Source organism: Paenibacillus sp. FSL R10-2199 (genome assembly GCF_038000235.1).
Classification (GTDB): Bacteria; Bacillota; Bacilli; order Paenibacillales; family Paenibacillaceae; genus Paenibacillus_AQ; species Paenibacillus_AQ phytohabitans.
In genome coordinates, this window is the sequence record NZ_JBBOBO010000001.1 from 4,030,773 (window position 1) to 4,054,474 (window position 23,702).

Consider the following 23,702-nt stretch of genomic DNA (forward strand, 5'->3'; position numbering starts at 1 on the left):
TGCTGCCGTTATTACTGCTGCAGGTATGGAGTTATTACGATGGTGTTATAACCCAGCTGCTTCAGCTGTGCCTGCGAGATGTACAGCCTGTTTCCGGAATTGAAGCTGTTCGCAGGGGTAAGCTTTACACTCTTGCTGGCGCTTGTAATCTCAAAGCTGTAACCGGCAGAGGGGGCGTTTAAGTGGCCCCGGTCCTCAGATTCAATGCTCCACCCGAACGCGGCAGCGAGCGGCTTCACCGGAATCCAGTCTTGTCCCTCCCTGGAGAATACGGTAGATACATCGGCGTTCTGTCCGTCCAGGCTGACACTGTATTCGTATGTCATGGAGACAGGAATCTCGATGACCGGCAGGTTTTTCAGCACGGTATCCCGCGGCAGCGCTGCTTCCGGTCTGGAGGAGGGGGAAGCGGGAAACAGTGCTTCGAGTTCGCTATAGTCAGTGATCAGCCGTGACGTCCCGCTCTTCAGGTTATATACCCATGGCAGGCGCTGCGGCTCATTTTTCACATAATATATGATTCCTTTGCTAAAGTTCCGGTTATACATGCTGCCCTTCAGCAGTTCGTGCCGTTCCCCGGTGGACGGATCATAAGTACTGATCACATTCTGTTTAGCAGCTTCATTGTACCCGCTCTCCAGCAGCGTGTGCTGGTTCAGCCAATAGGCGCTGTAGTATCTCTGAGTGGAATAATATACCGAGACGGCACCTGTCTTCATGTTTTTAAGATAATAGTCATGGTATTTGCCGACATACCCGCTGCCCATCGGAGAATTTGGCATCAAGAGGTAACGTGAGCGCTCCAGATATCCCCAAAGCCCGTCCGGAGACAGAGTATAAGCGGTTTTGCGCAGGATGGATTGACTCCGGGTATCGTACACATAACTTTGCTCCGGATCATCAGTTCCCGTTAACTTCAGGTCATCACCGCCATAATTCCGGAAATAATGAAAAGGCTCCTGCCATTTGGCGTAGGTTCCGTCCGGTTGTCTGGCAATGACGGCATCGACAAACTGGTTTCCGTCCAATTGGCCCGCCGAATAGAGCTGGACGCCGCTGGTTTTGCTGATATACGAATCATAATAGTTAATTTCTTCTGCGGCATGTGCTGTAAGCGGAGCAGTGAATGTCAGTAAAATAGATGCGCTTATAGCCAGATGTAATGATTGATGCAGCACTCTTTTCATAACCTTCCATCCTCTCTATGTAAATAACTGTTAATATAGACGGCCGTAGTAACGAAAGGTTTCGGATGCCCGGCTCAATAAATATGAATTACAGGGTTAAAGAGTAAAAATAAACCTTTTCTCCCATACTACCGTTATTCTTGCATCTTCAGCTGCTTCACACTACAACCTTAGGAGGCACCGCCAATGGACAATCCTCACCCGGCTCCCGCCATTTATATACAGCTCAAAAACCGGGTAACCGTGCCCAAAGGCAAAGGTGTGATGCTGCGCGATGTAGCTTTTCTGATCACCGAGCCGGAGTGGCGGGAGCCGCTGTATTCACTGCTGCTGCTTCAGCCGGAGCAAAGTGACGGCAATCTGATTCTGATTGATCTGCTGACGGTGATTCCCCGGATTCATGAGCTGCTTCCGCATGCGGATATCCAGCCGATTGGCGAAGGCCGGACGATTGTGCAGATTGAAGGCCCGGCAACGGCAAACAAACCTTCCATAGCGTTGTTTGTGCTGGTATGGCTGCTGCTGTTCTTCGGCTCGGCGCTGACGATCATGAATTTCCATGCCGATGTCAGCATGCAGGAGGTGCAGATCCGGATTGTCGAGATGCTGACCGGCCGCAGGGATGAGCATCCGTATGTATTCCAGATCGCCTATTCGCTGGGCATCGGGCTGGGGATGGTGATTTTTTTCAACCATTTGTTCAAAAAGAAATGGAACGAGGAGCCGACACCGCTCGAAGTGGAGATGTTCCTGTATCAGAAAAATATCGACCACTATGTCGTCAACGAGGAATACAGCAAAATGAAACGCCGCGGAGATGATACATCGGGACGTAGGAGGGAGTGAGCATGACTGCACAAATTTCACTCGGACTTAACCTGCTGCTCGGCATTGCCGGAGGAATCGCTGTCGGCGGCGGGGTAATCGCTCTTTTTATAGTGCTTGATATGGTGCCCCGGCTGGCGCAGCTGACCTCCTCCTACAATAAAGTGCACTGGTATGAAGGGGCCATGGTCGGGGGTTCGCTGCTGGGCACGATGAGTGATTTCTGGAACTGGAAAATAACCGCAGGCCCGCTGATAGAGCTGGGGGTCGGACTGTTCGACGGAGTATTCATCGGTATGCTGGCCGCTGCGCTGACGGAGGTACTGAACGTACTGCCGATTCTGGCCAAAAGACTGCATATGACACATATGTTGTTCGGGCTGCTGATGGCTATGGTATGCGGTAAAGTGGCAGGTTCATTGTTCGACTGGTTTGTATACCGACAGTAAAAGGAGGCTACGGGGTGGTTAGGTATATTCACAGCGGTGATCAGGTGGAAGCGGATAAAAAGCATGGCAAGCCGGAGCAGCAAAAGCCGCCGCAGCATGAAGGACAGGCTGCACAGCAAAGTGTTGCAGACGGGGGCCAACGGCAGGATGAAGGGTTAGCTGCACAGCGGGATGGTGCTGACAAAGGTCAACCGCAGGGTGAAGCGCAGGCTGCACAGCAGAATGGGGCTGATAGAACCACGCCGCAGCAAGAAGGACAAGCTGTACATCAGGCTGATGCAGGCGGGGGACAACCGCAGGAGACGGAGGTTTCAGGTGAGCTGGGAGCTGTTACCCGGCCTATAGAGGGCGGTGCGGAAATCCGTTCCGGCATGGATGCGGGTCCGGGCGCAGAAGGCAGGCCCTCTGAGGCAGAGCCTGCCGGTAGTATAGCAGCGGAAGGCCGTGAAGCAGGAGACGCAGCGGATAGCGCGGCTGCAGGCAGCACAGCGGCGGACAGCCTTGAAACAGGAGGTGCAGCAGATAACGAAGCTTCCGGCAGCACCTCGAAGGACAGCAGCGCAGCCGGAGACGATTCGGATAGCCAGGAGTCCGGCGGCGGCGTCAAAGGATTTTTGAGCAGCTTGTTTGGAGATGATGCCGGACCGGGACAGGGAGCCGGAGCAGACTCCGGTGACGGACAGAATCAGGATGCTGAAGCTGCGGACGAGCTTGGCCAGCCGCAGGGAGATTCCGCCTCAGCTGGACAAGGAGATAAAGCTGCAAGCGGAGCAGAATCTGGTGAGGATATCGGAGCGGAGTCCGGTGCGGATATCGGAGTGGATTCCGGAGCAACCGGTTACGGGGACCACGATTTACAGGCTTCCGATGGAGCCGGTACACCGGATCAGGAGGGCCCGGCCAAACCTGATCAAGGCACCCCGGATACAGAGAAGATTACCGCCCAGGGAGCAAGTGGCGGCGATGAGGACAAGCAGGAAGCCGAGGGACCCGCTGCAGACGATGGTGCAGGCACCGCTTCAGCATCCGGCGAAGACAACCCGCCAGCTCCGGCTTCGGGCAGCCAGTCACAGGATACGGAGACATCAGACGAACTGGGTGCGGAGACACCGCAGAAGAGCCACAAAGGATTTTTTGCCAGATTATTCGGAGATGATGAAGAGCCTGAGGAAGATGAGCAGAACGCTTCTGGTGCGGATAAGGGTGAAGAGGGACCGTCCAGGCAGGCGCAGAGCGGGGGGGCCTCAAGTAATGACACAGACAAATCTGGAGCCCCTCAGAAGGCCGGGGATCAGTCCGGCAACAAGGCTAAGAAAGCCAAGTCCAGTCAAGGGGCGGACTCCGCCGGCAAGCCCAAAGATCTGCTGCAGCAGAAACGCGACAATGAACGTTCTGACTCTCTGGAGGAGTCTATTAAGTACTGGCAAGGCAATGATAAGGTATCGACCAACCTGGAGGATACCAAAAAAACCCTGACCGAAGTCATGGGCCTGGGTTCATCCTTTGATATCGTCTTCAGGGAAATGTCCTTTGGGGGCCGGCGCGTTGCGCTGCTCTGCATCAGCGGGTTCGCCAAGGATACCATTATTGACGAAATTCTGAAGCGTCTGACCTATCTGACCCCGGACAATATATCTACCGATGTATTCGCCAGCTTCATGAGCGAATATATTCCCCATGTCCAGGTAGAGAAGGGCGAGCTGCTCAGCGAGAGCATCAATAAAGTCTTGTCAGGCATGAGCGTATTCTTCATCGAGGGCGAGAGCCAGGTTATTATCATGGATACCCGTTCGTATCCTTCGCGCAGCCCGGATGAGCCTTCGATTGAACGGGTCGTCCGCGGAGCGCGAGACGGCTTCACAGAGACGCTGCTGAGCAACGTGGCTCTGGTCAGAAGACGGATACGCGACCCGGGGCTGAAATACGAGATGCATCAGATCGGACGCCGGACCCGGACCGATGTCTGCGTGGCCTATATTGACGATATCGTCGACAAGACTCAGGTGCAGGCCGTTACCGATAAGCTGAAAAGCGTCGATATCGACGGGATTCCCCTTGCTGACAAACAGCTCGAGGAGGCCATTGTCGGCGGCGGATGGAACCCGTATCCGCTGGTGCGGTACTCGGAGCGGCCGGATATTGTGGCCTCCCATCTGCTGGAGGGCAGAGTGGTAGTCTTCGTCGATACCTCGCCGAGTGTCATGGTTCTGCCGACAACATTCTTTGATCTCTGCCAGCATGCGGAAGAGAACCGCCAGACGCCTTTTATGGGAAGCTATCTGCGCTGGGTGCGCTTCATTGGTATCTTTGCCTCGATGTTCCTGCTGCCGCTGTGGATGCTGCTGGTCCTTCATCCGGAGCTGAAGCCGGCCATGCTGGAATTTATCGGTCCGCAAAAGACGGCGAAAATCCCGCTTATCGCCCAATTCCTAATCGTCGAATTAGGAGTGGATCTTCTGCGGATGGCCGCCGTCCATACCCCGACACCGCTCGGCTCGGCGATGGGTCTGATTGCTGCGATACTGGTAGGTGACATCGCCGTGCAGACCGGTCTTTTTGTCAACGAGGTGGTGCTCTACATGGCAGTGGCCTCCATCGGGATGTTCGCAACGCCGAGCTATGAGCTGGGGCTGGCCAACCGGATTGTCAGGCTTGCGCTTCTGCTGGCGGTGGCCGCGTTCCAGATTCCCGGCTTCATGATCGGGACAACGCTGCTGGTGGTGCTCTTGACTACACACCGTTCCTACAATTCTTCGTATTTGTGGCCGTTTATACCGTTTAATGCAAAAGCAATGGGTGAAATCCTCCTGCGCCAGCCGGTACTCAGCTCCAAAACAAGGCCTTCCTTCAACAAAACACGGGATAATACCCGGATGCCGCCTAAGCAGGAGAAGGAACACAAATCGTAGGAAAATACAAATCAACTGCAAATTAGTCCATTCTATGGAGTTCCCTCTGTCTGCTATACTGAATACACTAAACAGCCCCGCAATAAAGTGGAATTCCTCTCCTGAGGCCACACTTTAAGGAACGCTGCGGGGTTCTGTAACATATACTAGACAGGGTGGAACAGATATTCCACAGAAATTGGAGGACTGCGCAATGTTTTTACACGGGACGAGCCGAATTAACGATGCAGGGCATTTGGAAATCGGCGGATGTGATGTGACAGAATTGAAAGCGGAGTATGGTACCCCGCTATATATAGTGGACGAGCAATTGGTCCGGCGCCGCTGCCGCGAGTACATGGACGCTTTTACAGCTTCCGGACTCGGTTTCCAGGTTGCTTACGCCAGTAAGGCTTTCTCAACGATGGCCATGTGCCGGTTGGCGGATGAGGAAGGACTCTCGCTGGATGTTGTTTCCGATGGTGAGCTGTATACCGCGCTGCAAGCCGGCTTCCCGGCAGAACGCATTCACTTCCACGGTAATAACAAGACTCCGGATGAGATTGAAATGGCGATCGATGCAGGCATCGGCTGCTTTGTAGTCGATAACCTGGTTGAACTCAGCCTGCTGCAGGCGATTGCTGCCCGCAAGGAAGTAACGGTTAATATTCTGCTCCGGGTTACTCCGGGCGTAGAAGCGCATGCCCACCATGCCTACGCATCGACCGGACAGACGGATTCCAAATTCGGCTTCGATATCGGCAACGGCTCCGCGCAGGAAGCGGTAAGACAGGCAGACGGCAAAGCCAATCTGAACCTGCTTGGCGTTCATTCCCATATCGGCTCGCAGATTTTTGAGACAGAGGGCTTCCAGCTTGCAGTTGAGCGGATCGCCGAGTTCACCCGCAAAGTGAAGGAAGAGCTGGCCATCAGCTTCCCGGTCGTCAATCTTGGCGGCGGATTCGGTATCCGTTATGTGGATGGAGATACTCCACTGCAGGTTTCCGAGTATGTTGCAGCTATTACGGATGCAGTGAAGACGCATTTCGCCGGTATCGGCGATGGGCTGCCGCAGATCTGGGTTGAGCCGGGCCGCAGTATCGTAGGTGATGCCGGTACGACCTTGTACACCGTAGGAACAAGCAAAGAAATTCCGGGTGTGCGCAAATATGTTGCCGTTGACGGCGGAATGACGGACAATCCGCGTCCGGCGCTGTATGAATCCAAGTACGAAGCCGTGCTCGCAAGCCGCGCGACTGAGCCTAACGAGGAGACCGTATCCATCGCCGGCAAATGCTGCGAGAGCGGGGATATGCTGATCTGGGATGTAGAGCTTCCGAAGGTAGAGAGCGGTGATCTGCTCGCTGTTGCCTGCACAGGAGCCTACAATTACTCCATGGCCAGCAACTATAACCGTATCCGCCGTCCGGCGGTAGTCTTCGTACAGAACGGCCAGAGCGATCTGGTGGTCCGCCGTGAATCGCATCAGGATATCGTCGCCAATGATATTGTGCCGGCACGTATTGCCAAACAGACCGTTACGAAATAAACCTTAACCGCTGCGCAGGCAGCGGGGCAGTCCTACAGGGCAGGCGGGGATCGTTCCCGCTTGCTTTGCTTTGTGCCCCGTTTCATAGTAAACTAATAAAAGTGTTCTATATTTGTCATTTCGAAAGGGGTCATTTACATATGGCTAAGCAAGCGAAAATTACACTCGAAAACGGCGGTGTCGTGCTGATCGACTTGTTCGAACAGGATGCGCCTAATACTGTAGCAAACTTTGAGAAACTGGCTAAAGACGGATTCTACAACGGACTGTTGTTCCACCGTGTAATTCCAGGTTTCGTAGCTCAAGGCGGCTGTCCTAACGGAACAGGCTCCGGCGGCCCTGGTTATACCATCAACTGCGAAATCAACCCGAACAAGCATGAGCGCGGCTCCCTGGCTATGGCCCATGCGGGTAAGAACACAGGCGGAAGCCAGTTCTACATCGCTTATGCTCCACAGCCTCACCTTGACGGAGTACACACTGTATTCGGTAAAGTGGTTGAAGGTATGGACCAAGTCGATGCTTTCAAAGGCCGCGACAAAATGGCTACCGTTGAAGTCGTAGAAGTATAATACAAGCATCGTCAAAAGGGGCTGTCTCACAGGAAGAATTTCTTCTGCATGGGCAGCCCCTTTTTTATGAAAGAGTTATATGTTGTAGAGACCCTGGAAAGTACGCAGACTGGGTCCATCATGGTCTATTGAATGTGCAAAAGAAACCTCACCTTGGTTAACAATGGATGGTCGCACTTCCATTTTGTCAAAGAGAGGTTTCTTTTTATTTTTTAAAAGATTGATACAATTCCCGCTTAAACAGCTGAGAGGACGGAACGATTGTGGAAAAGCGACAGCGGTCGCCTTGGTCTCCGGATTTTCACCGTTAAAGGGAATGAAAAAATCTGGAGAGCACAGCGATTGGAACAACGTTCCGTTCGCGGAGCGTCCACCCAAGTGCTCACGTTAATCCTACTCCAAAATAAAGAGCTGTCCCAAGCAGCCATATCATGGCTTTTGGGACAGCCTCTTTTTTTTGCCCATATTAGCCTTTACCTCATACTGGTCCAGCCTCTGCGGCCGCGCCGGGAGGCATACAGCTCCGGCAGCTTGAAGAAGATCAGGAACATCAGCAGGAAGATGACAAAGGCAAAGGCCTCTTCGACGAGCAGATAATACGGATAAGGGCCGAAATAATCAAGTACGGAGAACGTGCTGGGCTTGTGAGCCAGAAACATATAGTTGGAATCCAGCAGCATATCGGCGGCATAGACACATGCGGCGATAACATTCAGGCAGAGCATGGTGAAGAACAGTGAGCGCCAGGCAGGCTTGTAGCCTTCAATCCAGGTCATGTACAGGGATGCCAGAATAATCGACCCGTGGGCAATGAAGAACAGCAGGAAGCGGAAATGCGGAAACGGGTAGACCAGATTAGGCGTAAGCAGGGCGATGAATGCACCGCCGATCCCGGCAAAGTAGAGAAAAGAATACAGCAGCCTGCTGCGTGTAAGAAGCATGATTACCGACAAGAGCAGGGTAATACCGCATAGTTCAAGCGGCAGGGAGGAACTGCGGCTCCAGATATCCTGGGAGACATACCAGACATGGAGCCCGCCCTCGCAGGCGATCAGCAGCAGTGCCAGCAGAAGGCGGACACTGCGCCTCAGACCGGAATGTGTACGCAGGGCGAAACGTGATCCGTAGAGCAGCAGACAGCATAGGGCGACGATAGACAGGGCAATGAGATGCGGGGTTGAGAACATTGAGAAATCATGATTACGATGGCGGTCCCAAAAAAGATTAAGGTTCACTGTGCTCTCTCCTTGAATCCAGAAATAAATAAAAGAAAATAAAAGTTCATAATTTGAATATAACTGATTCTAAAGATCTACTCTTAGGTGATATAAGTATATATCGTTCGGGCTAGACAGAAAAGACAGGAGTATCGGTTTATTTACATAAGATGGACGCATATGCCCGTATACATAACGACCCATCAGGCGGAGTGTTTTTACCGGTGCGTTCGGCAGCCATCTTTTCTGCATGCTCGTTTCATATCAAACTTAAGAACGGGGGCTTCTGGGAAATGGTGAAAAAAAGAACAAGTCTGGCAATTGTAATAATCATGCTGTTTGTGCAGTATGCCTACGGACTGGGGTTCACCCAGCAGGTTAAAGCGGAGGGAATCGAGCAGGACAGAGACATTATTACCAGTGTATCAATGGCTGTGTATGGGCCGGACGGACAGACCGTAACAGGTAGTGTATATGATGTGGACTCTACTGTTACGCTGGATTATACTTGGTCGCTTCCCAACGGGCACGGATATACTCAGGGAGATAGCTTCACCTTCCAGCTTCCTGAGCAATTCGAGCTGTTCAATGATATCCAGGGCGGTCTTGTGTCCGACGATGGAGATGTCGGGACGTTCACAGTGAGCCAGTCGACACATCAGATAGTCATGACCTTCAACGACTACATTGAGAGTCATGACAACGTACAAGGAACCCTGCGGATTAATACCAAATTCGATAAACAGGTGATAAGCGGCAGTACGGTTCAGCAGATTCTATTCCCCGTAAACGGCGGAATACAGACCATTAGCGTGGCATTTAAGCCATCCGTGGGTTCGACGATTGAGAAAAAAGGTGTGTCCAGCGGCTTCAATGCTGATCATATCTTCTGGACGGTGGATGTCAATAAGAAGCTGGAACCGGTCAGCAATGCGGTGGTGACAGACCCTGTTCCTGCGGGATTGTCGCTGGACAGCACGGTAACCCTTGCAGTGTACCAGCTGAATGTTCTGCTTGACGGTACAGTGACTCAAGGCCAGCTTGTAGACAGCAGCCAATATACCGCTGACGTTTCCGGCGGTGAACTTGTTCTCCGCTTCACAGACCCTGTAATCACAGGTGCGTACCGCATTGCCTATACAACACAGGTAGTCAGCGACAGTCTGACCAGCTTCACGAATACCGCTACCTTCACCGGTGATGGACGTGATCCGGTAAGCAGCTCGGCTACAGTCGTTATTGAACGCGGAGGAAGCATCAAGAAGAAGGCAGCCAGCTATGAGTGGGGGAAGCAGACCATCACCTGGGCTATTGAATACAACTACAATAAACGCACGATCTCTGCAGAGAATGCGGTGTTGACAGATGTATTCAATCAATCCCAGCAGCTGGTTGCAGACTCGCTGCGGATTTATCCGGTGACGCTGGATTCTGCAGGAGGAGCTACGAAAGGGACGGCTCTAACCGCAGGTGCAGACTATACAGTAACGCCGGTTGTTGAAGGCACAAACGCCGGATTCAAACTGGAGTTTGCAGATGCTGTGACCTCTGCATATCTGATCGAATATAAGACCAAAGCAGTAGACCGCGTATTCAGCGATACCACTATTACCAACACTGTCTCAGACAGTACTTATAGCGATAAGGCTACACAGCTTATCCGGCCGGCCATCATTTATAAGAATTTGTCAGGAGTCAACTACGCCACCCATGTAACGGATTGGAAGATTACGCTGAACGGCGATAATTATCCGATGAGCCAGGTAGTGGTTACGGATAGTTTCCCGTACGGCGGCCAGAAGTTTATCGCGGGTTCACTGGTCGTACGCAATGAAGCCGGCACCGTGCTTAATGCTTCAGCGTATACACTGATTGCCGGTTCACCGGCACAGCCTAACGAAGGCTTCAAGGTGAAATTCAATTCACCGATCAGCGGCACATACACAATCAGTTATCAGACTGAATTCAGTAATGACTGGCTTACAGGTACTACAGATAATTTCATTAACGTAGCGCGGATTGACTGGAAGGACAGCGCGAATAACGCCCAATGGACAGAAGCCAGAGGGCAGTTCATTCCGGGTCCTGAGGTGAAGAACAACGGCTTCAAATCCGGGGCATATGATGCGTCTGCCAAAGAGATCACCTGGACAGTGGGCGTCAATTACAACAGTAAGGCTATTGCTGATCCCCGGGTAACAGACATACTGAACGCGGGACAGTCACTGGTGCCGGGTTCACTGAAAGTGTACCGGATGAATATTGCTCCTGGAGGGGCTCACAGCTTCGGCACCGAACTTGCCGCCAGCTCCTATAGCTACACTGTCGGAAGCGGGAATGAGCTTCAGGTGGATTTTGACAATGCGATCAATTCGCCTTACTATGTTGTATTCAAAACAAGCCTTGCAGGGCAGTTGATTGGTACCACAGTTGCTAACACAGCTAATCTGCTGGATGGCACCAAGAAGGTCTCCAAAGCTCTGAAGGCCTCGGTAGATATTCCGCATGGCGACGAATATGTATTCAAAGACGGCGTTCAGAACGGTGATAAGCTGCAGTGGACGATCGCTATTAACCGGACACAGTCCCATGTGAAGGATGCCGTTATTACAGATGTGCCAAGTACCAATCAGATTCTGCTGCCGGACACGTTCCATCTGTACCGGACAGTTACAGCCGTGAATGGTGATGTAACGAAGAGCGGACCTGAGCTTGTAAAGGATACGGACTACACCTTGAATATCAGTGCTGATGCAGAGGGTAAGCAGACCTTCGTGCTTAGCTTCCTCCAGGATATCCATTCCGCATATGTGCTTGAATATCAATCACTGATCGTAGCGAATACGGGGGATAAGCTGGTCAATACCGTTAACTTCAGCGGTAATAATGTCGTACTGGTCAACAAGGATACCAGTAAAGAGATCATAGTCGGCGTATCCAGCGGCTCGGGAACGGGCAGCGGGGTCAGAGGAACGCTGAATGTCCACAAAATTGATGCAGGTGACAGCACCAAAGCACTTGCAGGTGCCACCTTTGAATTGTACCGCCTGAATGGCAGCGATCGTGTGCTTGTGAATACCCGGACTACGGATGCAGCGGGCAATGCAGTATTCAACAATATCTGGCTGGGCAGCTATGTACTGATTGAAACTGCAGCACCGGCAGGTTATGTGTTGGATACAAGTGAGCATGCGGTGACTATCGGTTCATCCGCAGCAGTGAATCTGACCGTAGCGAATACTCCTGCAGAGCAGCCGACAGCCACGCCAACGCCAATACCGACGGCTACCATTGCGCCGACAGAAGCACCGACAGCCACACCGCTTCCAACGGTACCGCCTGTAGAGACAGCTGGGCCAACGGCTGCTCCAACGGCAACGAATGGACCGGAGGCGACGTCTAATCCTACAGCACCGCCAGTCACACCTGATATTACGCCGGTACCAACACCGGCGGGCACGGTGGTTCCGGGGATCATTATCGATGATCTGGAAATCCCGGCAGGTCCAGGCTTATCCGCAACAGCGCAGCCATCTGCGCCGGTAGCAGTGGTTACACCTGCACCAGTCACGCCGGCACCGGAAGTGCCGGTTGATGAGGACATTCCGCTCGGCAGTGTTGATATTGAAGATGAAGACATCCCGCAAGGGACGGTCACGGCAACAGACTCCGGCGGAACACTGCCGCAGACTGGAGAGAACAGCCCGCTGCCGATCTATATGGCAGGACTCGGTTTGATCCTGATCGGGTTCGTATTACACCGGGTGTTCAGACGGAACCGGAATCAGGAATAACCGGTAGTTAAACAGGACAGCTGATCATAGGATCAGCCTTCACCAAGAGCAGGCGGCAGAAAATAGCTGCCTGCTCTTTTTGCCGTGACTTAAGAAAGGCTTAGAATAGATTGGTCATCTGCGGCGGAAATGCTATAATTACTAAAATTCAAAGTTTCGGAGGGATATAGTAATGTCCATGTGGAAGGAATTCAAAAGCTTCGCCATGAAGGGGAATGTGCTTGATCTGGCAGTGGCGGTTGTAATCGGGGCGGCTTTCGGCAAAATTGTTACTTCTTTGGTTAGTGACATCATTATGCCGCTTATCGGCTTAATAAGTGGAGATACCAATCTGAAGGAGCTTCATCTGGGCAGCGGAGAAGCCGCCGTGAATTACGGCCTGTTCTTACAGTCCGTACTGGACTTCTTCATTATTTCATTCTCTATCTTTCTGGTAGTGAAGCTGACCAGCAGATTCAGACGCAAGGAAACTGTTAAAGTCGAAGTTGTCGAGCCCCCTGCTCCGGCACCGGAGGTTGCGCTGCTGATCGAAATTCGTGATTTGCTGAGAGCGGACAAGCAGCGGGAGTCAGGGAATTAAGGGAACTAAGTTACATAAATAAAGTAAATTTCCGAAACACACTTGCATTTCCGGCACGTAAGTGATAATTTTGTTGTAGGCAAAACTTATTATTCAACTGAATATATCAATCCTTCAGGGCAGGGTGTAATTCCCTACCGGCGGTGATGCTGTTAGATTGGCTGTTTCTGGCCAGTTCTGCTGCTCAGTCCGCTACCCGATCCGTATGCTGATGGTACGGACGGTGGACCTGGTGCAATTCCGGGACCGACAGTATAGTCTGGATGGAAGAAGGAGAGATTGACGTGCTGTGCTTATATAGGCGGCCGTGCTGCAGTATTTTCGAACATTACGTGCGAATTTTCACAATGCCATAAATCCGGCGTTTATTTACGCACCTATTTTTTGAGCTGCTGATACCTCTCGTATATCCCGTCTTGAACTCCTCCTGGAGATTGAGACGGGTTTTTCTGTTTAAACTGTGCACATTATGAATATAGCCGGCTGATTGGAGGGAAGTCACATGGATAAGATGAATGATGAGTTCTATATGTCTCTTGCGCTGGACATGGCGGAAAGGGCTCAAGGACAGACCGGAATCAATCCCGTGGTCGGATGTGTTGTTGTGAAGGATGGTGCCATGATCGGGATCGGCACGCATCTGCAGCGCGGCACCGGGCATGCCGAGGTTCATGCGCTCAATATGGCTGCTGGCAAGGCACAGGGAAGCACAGCGTATGTTACGCTGGAGCCCTGCAGCCATTATGGCATCACGCCTCCCTGCAGCCAGCGCCTGATCGATGAAGGGGTCGCAAGAGTTGTCGTTGCCTGTGAAGATCCTAATCCGCAGGTTGCAGGGCGCGGGGTTGAAATGCTGCGCGAGCAAGGCATTGAGGTTGAGGTAGGCCTGCTTCGGAGCCGCGCTATCCGGCTGAATGAGAAGTTTATCAAGTACATTCTGACGAAGCAGCCTTTCATTACACTGAAGAGCGCCAGCACCTTGGACGGCAAAATTGCCACCCGTACAGGGGACAGCAAATGGATATCAAATGCTGAATCCCGGGAGCTAGTACATACCCTGCGCCATCGCCATCAGGGAATCATGGTCGGGGTGAATACGGTGATTGCCGATAACCCTTCGCTGACGACCAGGCTGAATGTGCCCGGGCTCAATCCAATCAGGATTATCATCGACTCTACACTGAGGCTGCCTCTGGAGAGCGCCGTTGTCACTGACGGACTGGCACCTACGGTGGTCGTTACTACTGAAGCGGGTGATCCGGCGCGGAAGGCAGCACTGCTCGCTGCGGGTGTTCAGGTTGTGGCCGCAGGCAGCGGACCGCGTGTCGATCTGCAGGCCGCGATGACAGCATTGGGCGGAATGGAGATTGGTTCGATCCTGCTCGAAGGCGGCGGTACGCTGAACGGTGCGATGCTGGAGCAGGGACTGGTTGACCGCGTGGTTCTCTTCTTCGCTCCGAAGATTGTCGGAGGCGGCGCCGCTGCTGCAGGTACCTTCGACTTTCCGGGTGTGGAACTGATGCGGGATGCCATTACGCTCGAAGGATTGGAAGTGGAAGTGCTCGGGGATAATGTCTGTATCAGCGGTACCCCGGCGCGCTAACAACGGATAAGAACAAGAAATCGGGTGGCGGGCAGCGGCGGAAGTCCAAATGCTCACCGCCGTGACGACTATGCTTCAAGCTCAAATCTTAAGTGCGTCTTATATAGTTATGAAGGAGGGATAGTATGTTCACCGGCCTGATTGAAGAGGTGGGTATCCTCCGCAGCGTCACCAGCGGAGGGGAGATGATGGTGCTGAATATCGGCGCCTCCCTCATTATGGGGGATCTGAAGATTGGCGACAGCGTCTCCGTCAATGGGGTCTGCCTTACAGCCACATCCATAGGCGACCATTATTTCACGGTTGATGTGATGCCTCAGACCTACCGCAACAGCAATCTCAGAAACTTACGGCCCGGGGGCAAAATGAACCTGGAGCGCGCGATGGCAGCGGGCGGACGGTTCGGCGGGCATATTGTCCAGGGTCATGTGGATGGAACCGGCGAGATCCGCAGCGTGAAGCGCGATCAGAATGCGGTCGTGTTCGAAATTGCGCCGGACCGTAAATCGCTGTTTAAGTACATCATCCCCAAAGGCTCCATTACGATTGACGGCATCAGCCTCACCGTAGTGGATACAGAGTCGTCCACGTTCACTGTCTCTATCATTCCCCACACCCTTGGAGAAACGGTGCTGGCCCATAAACGGCCGGGTGACAGTATCAATATCGAATGTGATGTGCTGGGCAAGTATGTGGATCATCTGCTGCATTATGGTTCACGTTCCGGCGATGAAGAAGATAAGAAGAGCTCGAAGATCAGCCACGATTTTCTGGCGGCCAACGGGTTTGTATAATTAAAGATTAGGCATACGGCAGCCGGTAAGGCAGCGTACAGCCATCAGGAGGACAGTAACATGAGCCAGCAAGACAAGAAGGACAGCGTCCTGGACCCGATTGAGGATGCGATTTATGATTTGATGCGCGGGAAGGTGATCATCGTTGTTGATGATGAGGACCGCGAGAATGAAGGAGACTTCATCGCCCTTGCCGAACGGGCAACCCCTGAAGTTATTAACTTCATGATTACCGAGGGACGCGGCCTGGTCTGCGTGCCGATTACCGCGGAACGTGCAGAGGAACTGGATCTGCAGCCGATGGTGGCCCAGAATACCGATAACCACGGCACTGCTTTTACCGTATCTATTGACCACAAGGATACCACTACCGGTATTTCCGCCGGGGAAAGATCCATGACCATCAAGGCGATGCTGGACCCGAATGCGAAGCCTTCCGACTTCCGCAGACCGGGCCACATGTTCCCGCTGATCGCGAAGAAGGGCGGGGTATTGCGGCGTTCAGGCCATACGGAAGCTGCTGTAGATCTGGCCCGCATGTGCGGCGCCTATCCGGCGAGCGTCATCTGCGAAGTGGTGAAGGTTGACGGTACGATGGCCCGCCTGCCTGACCTGATTGAGATCGCGAAGAAACATGATCTCAAGCTGATCAGCATCAAGGACCTCATTCACTACCGTAATGAGAAGGAGCATCTGGTTACGCGCGAGGTTGCGGTGAATCTGCCGACTGATTTCGGTGATTTCCAGACGATTGCCTACACGAATGAAGTGGATGACAAAGAGCATGTTGCTCTGGTAAAAGGTGATATCTCCGGTGACGAGCCGGTGCTGGTGCGTGTGCATTCCGAGTGCCTGACCGGCGATGTATTCCATTCCCACCGCTGCGACTGCGGCCCGCAGTTTGAAGCGGCGCTGCGCCAGATTGAAGAAGCAGGCCGAGGGGTGCTGCTCTATATGCGCCAGGAAGGCCGGGGGATTGGCCTGATCAATAAGCTGCGTGCTTACAAGCTCCAGGAAGAAGGACTGGATACGGTAGATGCCAACCTGAAGCTGGGCTTCGCGGCGGATCTGCGTGATTACGGCATCGGTGCACAGATTCTCAAGGATCTGGGCATCCGCCAGATCAGACTGCTGACCAACAATCCGCGCAAGATCAAAGGGCTGGAAGGCTACGGCCTTGAAGTGGTGGAGCGCGTGGCGATCCAGATGCCGGAGAACAAGGACAACACTAAGTATCTTCATACGAAGCAGGCCAAGCTTGGCCATCTGCTGACTTTTGACAAGATCGAACAAAACGAGGATTCCAAAATTTAATTATAGAATCACTAACTTATACATGAAGGGTTGATGAGCATAATGCCGAATTATTTTGAAGGACATTTAGTATCTGAAGGATTGAAATACGGGGTTGTCGTAGGACGTTTCAACGAATTTATTACAAGCAAGCTGCTCTCCGGAGCGCTCGATGCCTTCAAACGCCATGGCGTAGCTGACGATGAAGTGGATGTTGCCTGGGTACCGGGAGTATTCGAAATTCCTCTGATCGCGCAAAAAATGGCCGAAAGCGGCAAGTATGATGCAGTAATCACTCTAGGTACTGTTATTCGCGGATCTACAACACACTATGATTATGTGTGCAATGAAGTTGCCAAGGGCGTTGCAGCCATTAATCTCAAGACAGGCGTTCCGACGATCTTCGGCGTGGTGACGACCGAGAATATCGAACAGGCCATTGAGCGTTCCGGAACCAAAGCGGGCAATAAAGGCTGGGATGCGGCAACTGCTGCGATCGAAATGGCGAACCTGAACAAGCTGTTTAAATAACACCCCTCTTGACGAATCAGCGTAAGTCGTGCTTATTTATATGTATGAGAAGAAAGCATGAACATAAGGAGCTGCGAGGAAATTGGTATCCGCTTTTGATGACAAGTCTCCATGGGTTTGGGAGTTTTGTCATCAAATTAGCGGTACTTTATTTCGCCGCAGTCTCAAGGATCTTTCTACTTGTGTAGCGTCCGTGCGGCGCTGCACTTTACTTTTTTTGGGCTGGAGGAAACCGCGTGACTGTATTGTACAAGCTGGAGACGTTCGAAGGTCCGCTCGATCTGCTCTTGCATTTGATTGACAAAGCGGAAATCGACATCCAGGACATTCCGGTCAGCGAGATCACCGAGCAGTACATGGAATACCTGCAGGGGATGCAGGAGCTTGAGCTGGATATCACCAGCGAATTTCTGGTTATGGCTGCTACCCTCCTGTCGATCAAGAGCAAGCTGCTGCTGCCGAAGCCGCCGGTGATCGAAATCGAGGATTTCGATTATTACGAGGACGACGGTTATGATCCGCGGGCGGAGCTGGTACAGCGGCTGATTGAATACCGCAAATTCAAGAGCATTGCTGTGCAGCTGCTGGATATGGAGAGCGAGCGCAGCCTGATTTTCACGAAGGAGCCCGAGGATCTGGGCCCCTTTGTTCCTACGCAGACCGATAATACGCTAAAGGGACTGCACACCGCTGATTTGATTGCCGCATTCCGTAAGGCGCTGAGCAAGGCGGCCCGGAGATCCTCTTATCAGCGGATTACCCGTGATGAGATTTCGGTGAAAGACCGGATTCGTGATGTATCGGAAGCACTGCAGCGTAAGGGGATGGGCGGCAGACTGCGCTTTTCGTCGCTTTTGCATGATGAGATGGCCCGGCATGAGATTGTAGTGACCTTCCTGGCCATTCTGGAGCTGATGAAGATGAAGGCGATTTTCTGCTACCAGGAGAAATTATTTGACGATATTGTGATGGAGTGGAGAGGAGGAGAGGAAGTCAGTGGACTACAACACGCTGAAATCAATTATTGAAGGCCTGCTGTTTCTCTCAGGGGATGAAGGTTTATCTGTACGCCAGATTGCCGAGATTACCGAACAGCGGCCCGATCTGGCTACACGGGCGCTGGAGGATTTGAAAGACGATTACAGCTCGCAGGGCCGGGGCCTGCAGGTAGTGCAGATCGCCGGGAATTACCGTCTGGCGACACTGCCGGAGCATGCGCAATATTTCGAGCGTCTGGCGTATTCCCCTTCCAGATCATCCCTGTCCCAGGCAGCGCTGGAGACACTTGCTATTGTGGCTTACCGCCAGCCTATTACAAGAGTGGAGATCGAAGAAATCCGCGGGGTGAAGTCCGAACGGGCCATTCATACGCTGGGGAATAAGGATCTGATTCATGAGGTGGGCCGGGCAGAGGCCGTCGGCCGTCCGATCCTGTACGGAACGACCAAGTCCTTCCTGGACAGCTTTGGCCTGGCCAGCCTGAAGGAGCTTCCGGAGCCGTCGAGCTTCGACACCTCAGAGGGCCTGGAAGAAGAGACGCAGCTGCTGTTCAGCAAGCTGGACAGCCAGATGACCTTTGAAGAGGTAGAGACAGAATAAACGCAGCGGATACGCGCTGTTCCAGCAATGCCGTTGTCCCCGCCGGGACAGCGGCATTTTTTTTGGCGGCAGAATCTTTTGGAGATGTTTGCTGAAATGCCGAATTTTATCCAGCGGGATTTGCCATACTAAACCAGAGGCTCCACTATTCACATTACCTGAGGCTGCTTGGAGGTTACGATTGTGACGTTATGGCTTGTAATACCCTTATCCCTGCTGCTGCTGGTTATTCTGCTATGCCTGCTGGTTCTGGCTTCATCGATTCATTTTCATTTCCGTCTATGCAGGCTGGGAAAGGATGACCGTATTGAATTTGATATCAAAGCTGTATACGGGCTGGTCAAATTCCATTATGAGCTGCCTGCGCTGGTTTTTGACAGCCTTGAACAAGGCATTAAGGTTAAGCTCGAAAAAAGCGGAATCGCCCCGGTGAAAATGGACAGCGACAAAGAAGAAAAAATCGACCGGGAATCCGTGACGGAATGGTTAAAGAACATCCGTACTGCACTCAAGGCAACCCGCGGTCTCAAAAAATGGCTGGTTGGCACATTATCGCATGTCCGGATTACCAAGCTGGACTGGTCCACGGATTTCTCGCTGGGCGATGCGGCAGATACGGCAACCGCGGCTGGCGCTTTATGGGGAATGAAGTGGACCATGATCGGCTGGGTATCGCGTTTCGTCAGACTGCAGCGGAATCCGCGGATGTTCGTTGCCCCGGTGTTCAGCGACGAGCCTTGTTTCTCAACGGAAGCGGTCTGCACAGGCAAGCTTTCTGCAGGCTATGCTTTTTATGCGGGACTGTTATTATTGCGGCGTGTTTCGAAGGTGGAAGGCGGCCTCGGGAGATGGAAGAAACTGCTTAGCCGGGGCCAGTGATAAAAAGACTACATACTCCCTTCCATAGTGGGCAAGATAAGACTGCAGGTACACTTATATACACACGAGGAGGAGAAAAACAATGTCAGATCATCCTATTCAAGGTCTCATGCAGACGGCTATGGAAAATATCAAAGGCATGGTGGATGTAAATACCATTGTCGGAGATCCAGTAGAAACACCAGATGGCAGTATCATTCTGCCGATCAGTAAAGTCGCGTTCGGTTTTGCCGCAGGCGGCAGTGACTTCCGGGTGGAAGACGATGCTCCGGGTGTAAACGGCAGCGGAACCGGAGTCAAAATGCTTCCCTTCGGGGGCGGTAGCGGGGGCGGTGTATCCATACGGCCAATCGCTTTTCTGGTAGTGGGCAGGGATGGGGTACATATTGTGCCGCTTGACAATCAAACCCATCTGTTCGAGAAAATTATTGATGCAACACCTAACCTGATCGATAAAATCCAGAATATGTTCCAGCCGAACGGCATGCCGTTGGGGGCAGACGCAGCGGGTACCACGGTGACCAAAACCGTAGTGAAGACCGAGCCGGATACGCATTCATCAGCACACTAACACACCGGCAGAAGGCGGCAGGATAAGAATAAGCAGGGGTATCGCCTTTCAAAGGTGATATCCCTTTTTTGACGGACAGAAGCGGATGGGACATACCAGTCCCCCGTACCGCATACACTTGTACAACCAGGCAAGACGGAAGAACCGCTGCCCTAGACCTGATAAGAAGCCGGAGGATGAACATGAAGACATTAACCCGAAAATCGTTGATTTCCTTAATATTGTGTTTACTGCTGCTTGCACTGGTGCCGCTGTCTTCTATTCGGGCTGAGAATAGTTCCATATCCACTCATGCCAGAGCGGCGGCGCTGATTGATGTGGAGTCGGGAAGACTTCTATACAGCAGCCGCGGGGATGAGCCGATGCTGATTGCCAGCTTGACCAAAATAATGACAGCACTTGTAGCGATAGAGAACGGTGACTTGACCTCAAAGGTCAAGGTCGGCAAAAATGCTTTTGCCAAGGAAGGTTCTTCGCTGTATCTGAAGCAGGGCGAAGAAATGACGCTGGAGGATATGCTGTACGGATTAATGCTGCGTTCGGGTAATGATGCGGCCACCGCGATTGCCGAGCATGTCGGAGGCTCCGAGCAGGGCTTCGTCTATCTGATGAATGCCAAGGCGGAGGCGCTTAACTTAACCCATACGCATTTTGCCAATCCGCACGGGCTCGATGCCGAAGGACACTACTCCAGCGCAAATGATCTGGCTGTATTGACTGCTTACGCGATGCATAACCCTGTGTTCAAGGAGATTGTAGCTACCAAAGAGAAGACGGCGGACAATCCGTATGAGAAATGGGATTACAAGTGGAGCAATAAAAATAAAATGCTGCGACTCTACGAAGGGGCGGACGGTGTGAAGACGGGTTATACCAAAAAAGCGCTCCGCTGCCTGGTCAGCTCCGCTACCCGAAACGGCCAGCAGCTTGTCGCTGTTACGCTGAATGACGGCAATGACTGGAATGACCATTCGGCGCTGCTGGATTTCGGCTTCAACCACTATCCGCTCAAAACATTAGTGGAACGCGGAGAAAGCGTCAGCGGCTACCCCCTGGTGACCGGCAAGGATTTCGCCTATCCGCTCGGACAAGGGGAAGAGGCAAGGCTTGTTACCAAGCTGGTATTAAGCGAAGAGAAGAGTTCCGCAGGAACAGAGGCGCGTGCCAGTGCCGGCACTAAGACCAGCACCAACACCAGCAGCTTCGGGCTGAAGGGTGTAATTATAATGCAGCTGGGCGGCAAGGAAATCGGCCGGGTTCCGGTGTATACGCCAAGCCAGCTGCCGCCGGAAACATCACCCTATGAGAAGAAATACAGTCCTGCGGGAGGTACGGCTTATCCGGCGGACAACTGGCTGCAGGCATTCGGCAGCGCGCTGCGTGCTTTGTTCAAGAGCGGCGAAGAGCACAGATAGTTGTACAATGTGCAATTAAAAACAGCGAAAAGGTAGGCTTACAACTTTTAACTGTATTCTGTACAACTAAATTTGCCCGAATCGCTGGAAATCATCTACACCTGGCAGTTTAATTGCACGAAATACAACTAAACGGTTAATGGGTTGAGAATCAGACGTTTTAGTTGTACAAAGTGCAATTAAGCCTCCAGCATATACCGTAGTATGGTCACTGCAAACCCTCCGCAAGCGATTTTACCAATAGGTTTCACTACTTTAAAGCTGACGCTAAACTAATGCTCAATTGGCGCTCATACAGCATTCAACTTGCAGTCAACTAGAACTCAACTAGCGCTCACTTAGCATTCACCTAGCTACGTAGTAAGACCGTCTTATCGTATCTTGCTCATGCCGTGAGGGGATTAATTGGAGAAAAGGCATCTGTTAATGCGGAAAGCTGAATACTCGAAGACGTAGTTGGATAAACAACACCTAATTTCATTCAAATTGGCGGATCACTAGGGTATGGGCAGAATAAGCAGCAAAAAACCCTCTAAAATCCATAAAGCAGCTGAAATCCGGAGAATAAGTAACATAAATCCCACTATTTCATCCGCAAAATATATCGTTAAGTAAGAAGTCATACTCAGACAGTAGCATCTGTACAGATATACTTTAATCAGCATTTCAAAGTGGGCTATGCAGAGAACTAGGGCAGGTAAGAAGAAATAGAGCTGGAGGAGGGGATAAGCATGTTAAATGGTATCTGGCTGGGGATGATCCTGATCGGGTTTGTATTTGCGGCGGTAAACGGACGGATGAACGAATTCACAGCTGCCGTGTTTGACGGTGCCAAAAGCGGGGTCACCGTAAGCTTCGGGCTGATCAGTGTGCTGGTGTTCTGGCTGGGGATTATGCGGATTGCGGAGGATGCAGACCTGCTGAAGAAAATCTCCAGAGTATTGGGACCGGTAGTATCGTTTCTTTTTCCGGATGTGCCCAAAGGCCATCCTGCGATCGGCTATATCCTCTCCAATATGAGCGCCAACCTGCTGGGACTTGGAAATGCCGCTACACCCATGGGCATTAAGGCAATGCAGGAGCTGCAGACACTCAACCCGGATAAGGAAACTGCAACGCCAGCCATGTGTACCCTGCTTGCACTGAACACTGCCAGTATCACGCTGATTCCGGCAACCCTGATTGCGATCCGGCTGAATTACGGATCGGCTGACCCGGCGGCAATCGTCGGCACCACGCTGGCGGCGACGGCGGTGGCTACTCTTGCCGCCATTGCCGCGGACAGGCTGTGCCGCCGCCTGACACTGCTGCGCAGGCCGCCCGGACCGCCGCCTGCGATAAGGTCCGGCACCGCTGCAGCGAAAGGGAGTGCTACGCTCCCGCATTCTTCAGTGAAAGGGTGAGCCTTCCGTGTTCCAGTTAATCAGTCTAATATCCGCCTGGGCAATTCCGGTAATGGTCACCTTTATTCCGCTGTATGCTTTCTCCCGCAAGGTTCCGGTCTACGAATCTTTCGTGGAGGGTGCGAAAGATGGATTCGGCACAGCCATTGCGATTATCCCCCATCTGGTCGGCATGCTGGTGGCGATCAGTGTCTTCCGCGCTTCGGGTGCGCTGGACTTCCTGATGGGCTTTGTAAGCCCTCTTGTACAAAGTCTTGGGATTCCTGCTGAAGTCCTCCCGCTCGGTCTCCTGCGCCCTCTGACGGGCACTGGATCACTTGCCTATACTACAGATCTGATCCGGGTCCACGGCCCGGACTCATTGATAGGCATGATTGCTTCTACTATACAGGGCAGCACGGATACAACCTTATATGTGCTGACTGTTTATTTCGGCGCTGTAGGGATCCGCAACGGCCGTTATGCCCTTAAGGTGGGCTTGTTCTCGGATGTCGTTGGCTTTATCGCTGCTATTGCGGTTTGTCTGCTGATATTCGGGTAAGAGAGGGGGGAT

19 protein-coding genes, 1 pseudogene and 1 riboswitch are annotated in these 23,702 nt (G+C 52.4%); of the genes and pseudogenes, 18 read left to right on the forward strand and 2 right to left on the reverse strand.

From position 1 onward, the window contains the following. Positions 1-11: 11 nt before the first annotated feature. The gene (locus tag NYE33_RS17275) at positions 12-1,187 is read right to left on the reverse strand and encodes a hypothetical protein (RefSeq protein WP_341066769.1); all 1,176 of its coding nucleotides are present in this window, start codon (positions 1,185-1,187) and stop codon (positions 12-14) included. A 186-nt stretch (positions 1,188-1,373) separates the two neighbouring features. Between NYE33_RS17275 and NYE33_RS17280 the strand changes: the two genes are divergently transcribed. The 5 genes and pseudogenes from NYE33_RS17280 (at position 1,374) to NYE33_RS17300 (ending at position 7,470) form a co-directional block, all read left to right on the forward strand. Continuing rightward, a complete protein-coding gene (locus NYE33_RS17280; protein ID WP_042138660.1) occupies positions 1,374-2,033 on the forward strand; it encodes a stage V sporulation protein AA in 660 nt (219 codons plus the stop codon). A gap of 2 nt (positions 2,034-2,035) precedes the next feature. Continuing rightward, positions 2,036-2,461, forward strand: coding sequence for a stage V sporulation protein AB (locus NYE33_RS17285; protein WP_042138659.1), 426 nt, complete (start codon positions 2,036-2,038; stop codon positions 2,459-2,461). Between the two features lie 1,244 nt (positions 2,462-3,705). Continuing rightward, a pseudogene (locus tag NYE33_RS36540) lies at positions 3,706-5,370 on the forward strand (spore germination protein); the annotation flags it as partial. A gap of 193 nt (positions 5,371-5,563) precedes the next feature. Then, complete coding sequence (lysA, locus tag NYE33_RS17295) at positions 5,564-6,898, forward strand: diaminopimelate decarboxylase (RefSeq protein WP_042138658.1); 1,335 nt, start codon at positions 5,564-5,566, stop codon at positions 6,896-6,898. A gap of 140 nt (positions 6,899-7,038) precedes the next feature. Continuing rightward, entirely contained in the window at positions 7,039-7,470 is a 432-nt protein-coding gene (locus NYE33_RS17300) for a peptidylprolyl isomerase (RefSeq protein ID WP_039301672.1), read from the forward strand. Positions 7,471-7,943: 473 nt separating this feature from the next. Here the strand turns inward: NYE33_RS17300 and NYE33_RS17305 are convergent, their stop codons facing one another. Further along, positions 7,944-8,705: a YwaF family protein gene (locus tag NYE33_RS17305; protein ID WP_156118671.1), complete on the reverse strand. Its 762-nt coding sequence runs from the start codon at positions 8,703-8,705 to the stop codon at positions 7,944-7,946. A 275-nt stretch (positions 8,706-8,980) separates the two neighbouring features. On the opposite strand from NYE33_RS17305, the gene NYE33_RS17310 reads away from it, so the two are divergent. The 13 genes from NYE33_RS17310 (at position 8,981) to NYE33_RS17370 (ending at position 23,690) form a co-directional block, all read left to right on the forward strand. Next, a complete protein-coding gene (locus NYE33_RS17310) occupies positions 8,981-12,481 on the forward strand; it encodes a collagen binding domain-containing protein (RefSeq protein WP_341066773.1) in 3,501 nt (1,166 codons plus the stop codon). A gap of 178 nt (positions 12,482-12,659) precedes the next feature. Continuing rightward, positions 12,660-13,061, forward strand: coding sequence for a large conductance mechanosensitive channel protein MscL (gene mscL / locus NYE33_RS17315; RefSeq protein ID WP_042141359.1), 402 nt, complete (start codon positions 12,660-12,662; stop codon positions 13,059-13,061). Between the two features lie 106 nt (positions 13,062-13,167). After that, positions 13,168-13,340, forward strand: a riboswitch (FMN riboswitch). Between the two features lie 223 nt (positions 13,341-13,563). After that, positions 13,564-14,664, forward strand: a complete 1,101-nt coding sequence (gene ribD, locus NYE33_RS17320) for a bifunctional diaminohydroxyphosphoribosylaminopyrimidine deaminase/5-amino-6-(5-phosphoribosylamino)uracil reductase RibD (RefSeq protein WP_171716711.1) — start codon at positions 13,564-13,566, stop codon at positions 14,662-14,664. 125 nt (positions 14,665-14,789) lie between these two features. Then, the gene (gene ribE / locus NYE33_RS17325; RefSeq protein WP_042138655.1) at positions 14,790-15,458 is read left to right on the forward strand and encodes a riboflavin synthase; all 669 of its coding nucleotides are present in this window, start codon (positions 14,790-14,792) and stop codon (positions 15,456-15,458) included. 60 nt (positions 15,459-15,518) lie between these two features. Then, a complete protein-coding gene (locus NYE33_RS17330) occupies positions 15,519-16,772 on the forward strand; it encodes a bifunctional 3,4-dihydroxy-2-butanone-4-phosphate synthase/GTP cyclohydrolase II (protein WP_042138654.1) in 1,254 nt (417 codons plus the stop codon). Positions 16,773-16,814: 42 nt separating this feature from the next. After that, positions 16,815-17,282, forward strand: a complete 468-nt coding sequence (gene ribH, locus NYE33_RS17335; RefSeq protein ID WP_036727378.1) for a 6,7-dimethyl-8-ribityllumazine synthase — start codon at positions 16,815-16,817, stop codon at positions 17,280-17,282. 236 nt (positions 17,283-17,518) lie between these two features. After that, positions 17,519-18,310 (forward strand): segregation and condensation protein A, encoded by a 792-nt coding sequence (locus tag NYE33_RS17340; RefSeq protein WP_042138653.1) that lies wholly within the window; start codon positions 17,519-17,521, stop codon positions 18,308-18,310. Continuing rightward, positions 18,279-18,881 carry an SMC-Scp complex subunit ScpB gene (scpB, locus tag NYE33_RS17345; RefSeq protein ID WP_039301691.1) on the forward strand — a complete coding sequence of 201 codons (603 nt, stop codon included), beginning with the start codon at positions 18,279-18,281 and terminating at the stop codon, positions 18,879-18,881. The genes NYE33_RS17340 and scpB overlap by 32 nt, the downstream gene beginning before the upstream one ends. Before the next feature lie 183 nt (positions 18,882-19,064). Continuing rightward, positions 19,065-19,760 carry a DUF2953 domain-containing protein gene (locus NYE33_RS17350; protein ID WP_042138652.1) on the forward strand — a complete coding sequence of 232 codons (696 nt, stop codon included), beginning with the start codon at positions 19,065-19,067 and terminating at the stop codon, positions 19,758-19,760. Between the two features lie 82 nt (positions 19,761-19,842). Next, positions 19,843-20,331 carry a GerW family sporulation protein gene (gene ytfJ, locus NYE33_RS17355; protein WP_039301696.1) on the forward strand — a complete coding sequence of 163 codons (489 nt, stop codon included), beginning with the start codon at positions 19,843-19,845 and terminating at the stop codon, positions 20,329-20,331. Between the two features lie 176 nt (positions 20,332-20,507). After that, a complete protein-coding gene (locus NYE33_RS17360; RefSeq protein WP_341066778.1) occupies positions 20,508-21,746 on the forward strand; it encodes a D-alanyl-D-alanine carboxypeptidase family protein in 1,239 nt (412 codons plus the stop codon). 731 nt (positions 21,747-22,477) lie between these two features. Further along, complete coding sequence (locus NYE33_RS17365; RefSeq protein ID WP_039301699.1) at positions 22,478-23,149, forward strand: nucleoside recognition domain-containing protein; 672 nt, start codon at positions 22,478-22,480, stop codon at positions 23,147-23,149. Positions 23,150-23,201: 52 nt separating this feature from the next. Beyond that, positions 23,202-23,690, forward strand: coding sequence for a spore maturation protein (locus tag NYE33_RS17370; protein WP_445669817.1), 489 nt, complete (start codon positions 23,202-23,204; stop codon positions 23,688-23,690). Positions 23,691-23,702 lie beyond the last annotated feature (12 nt).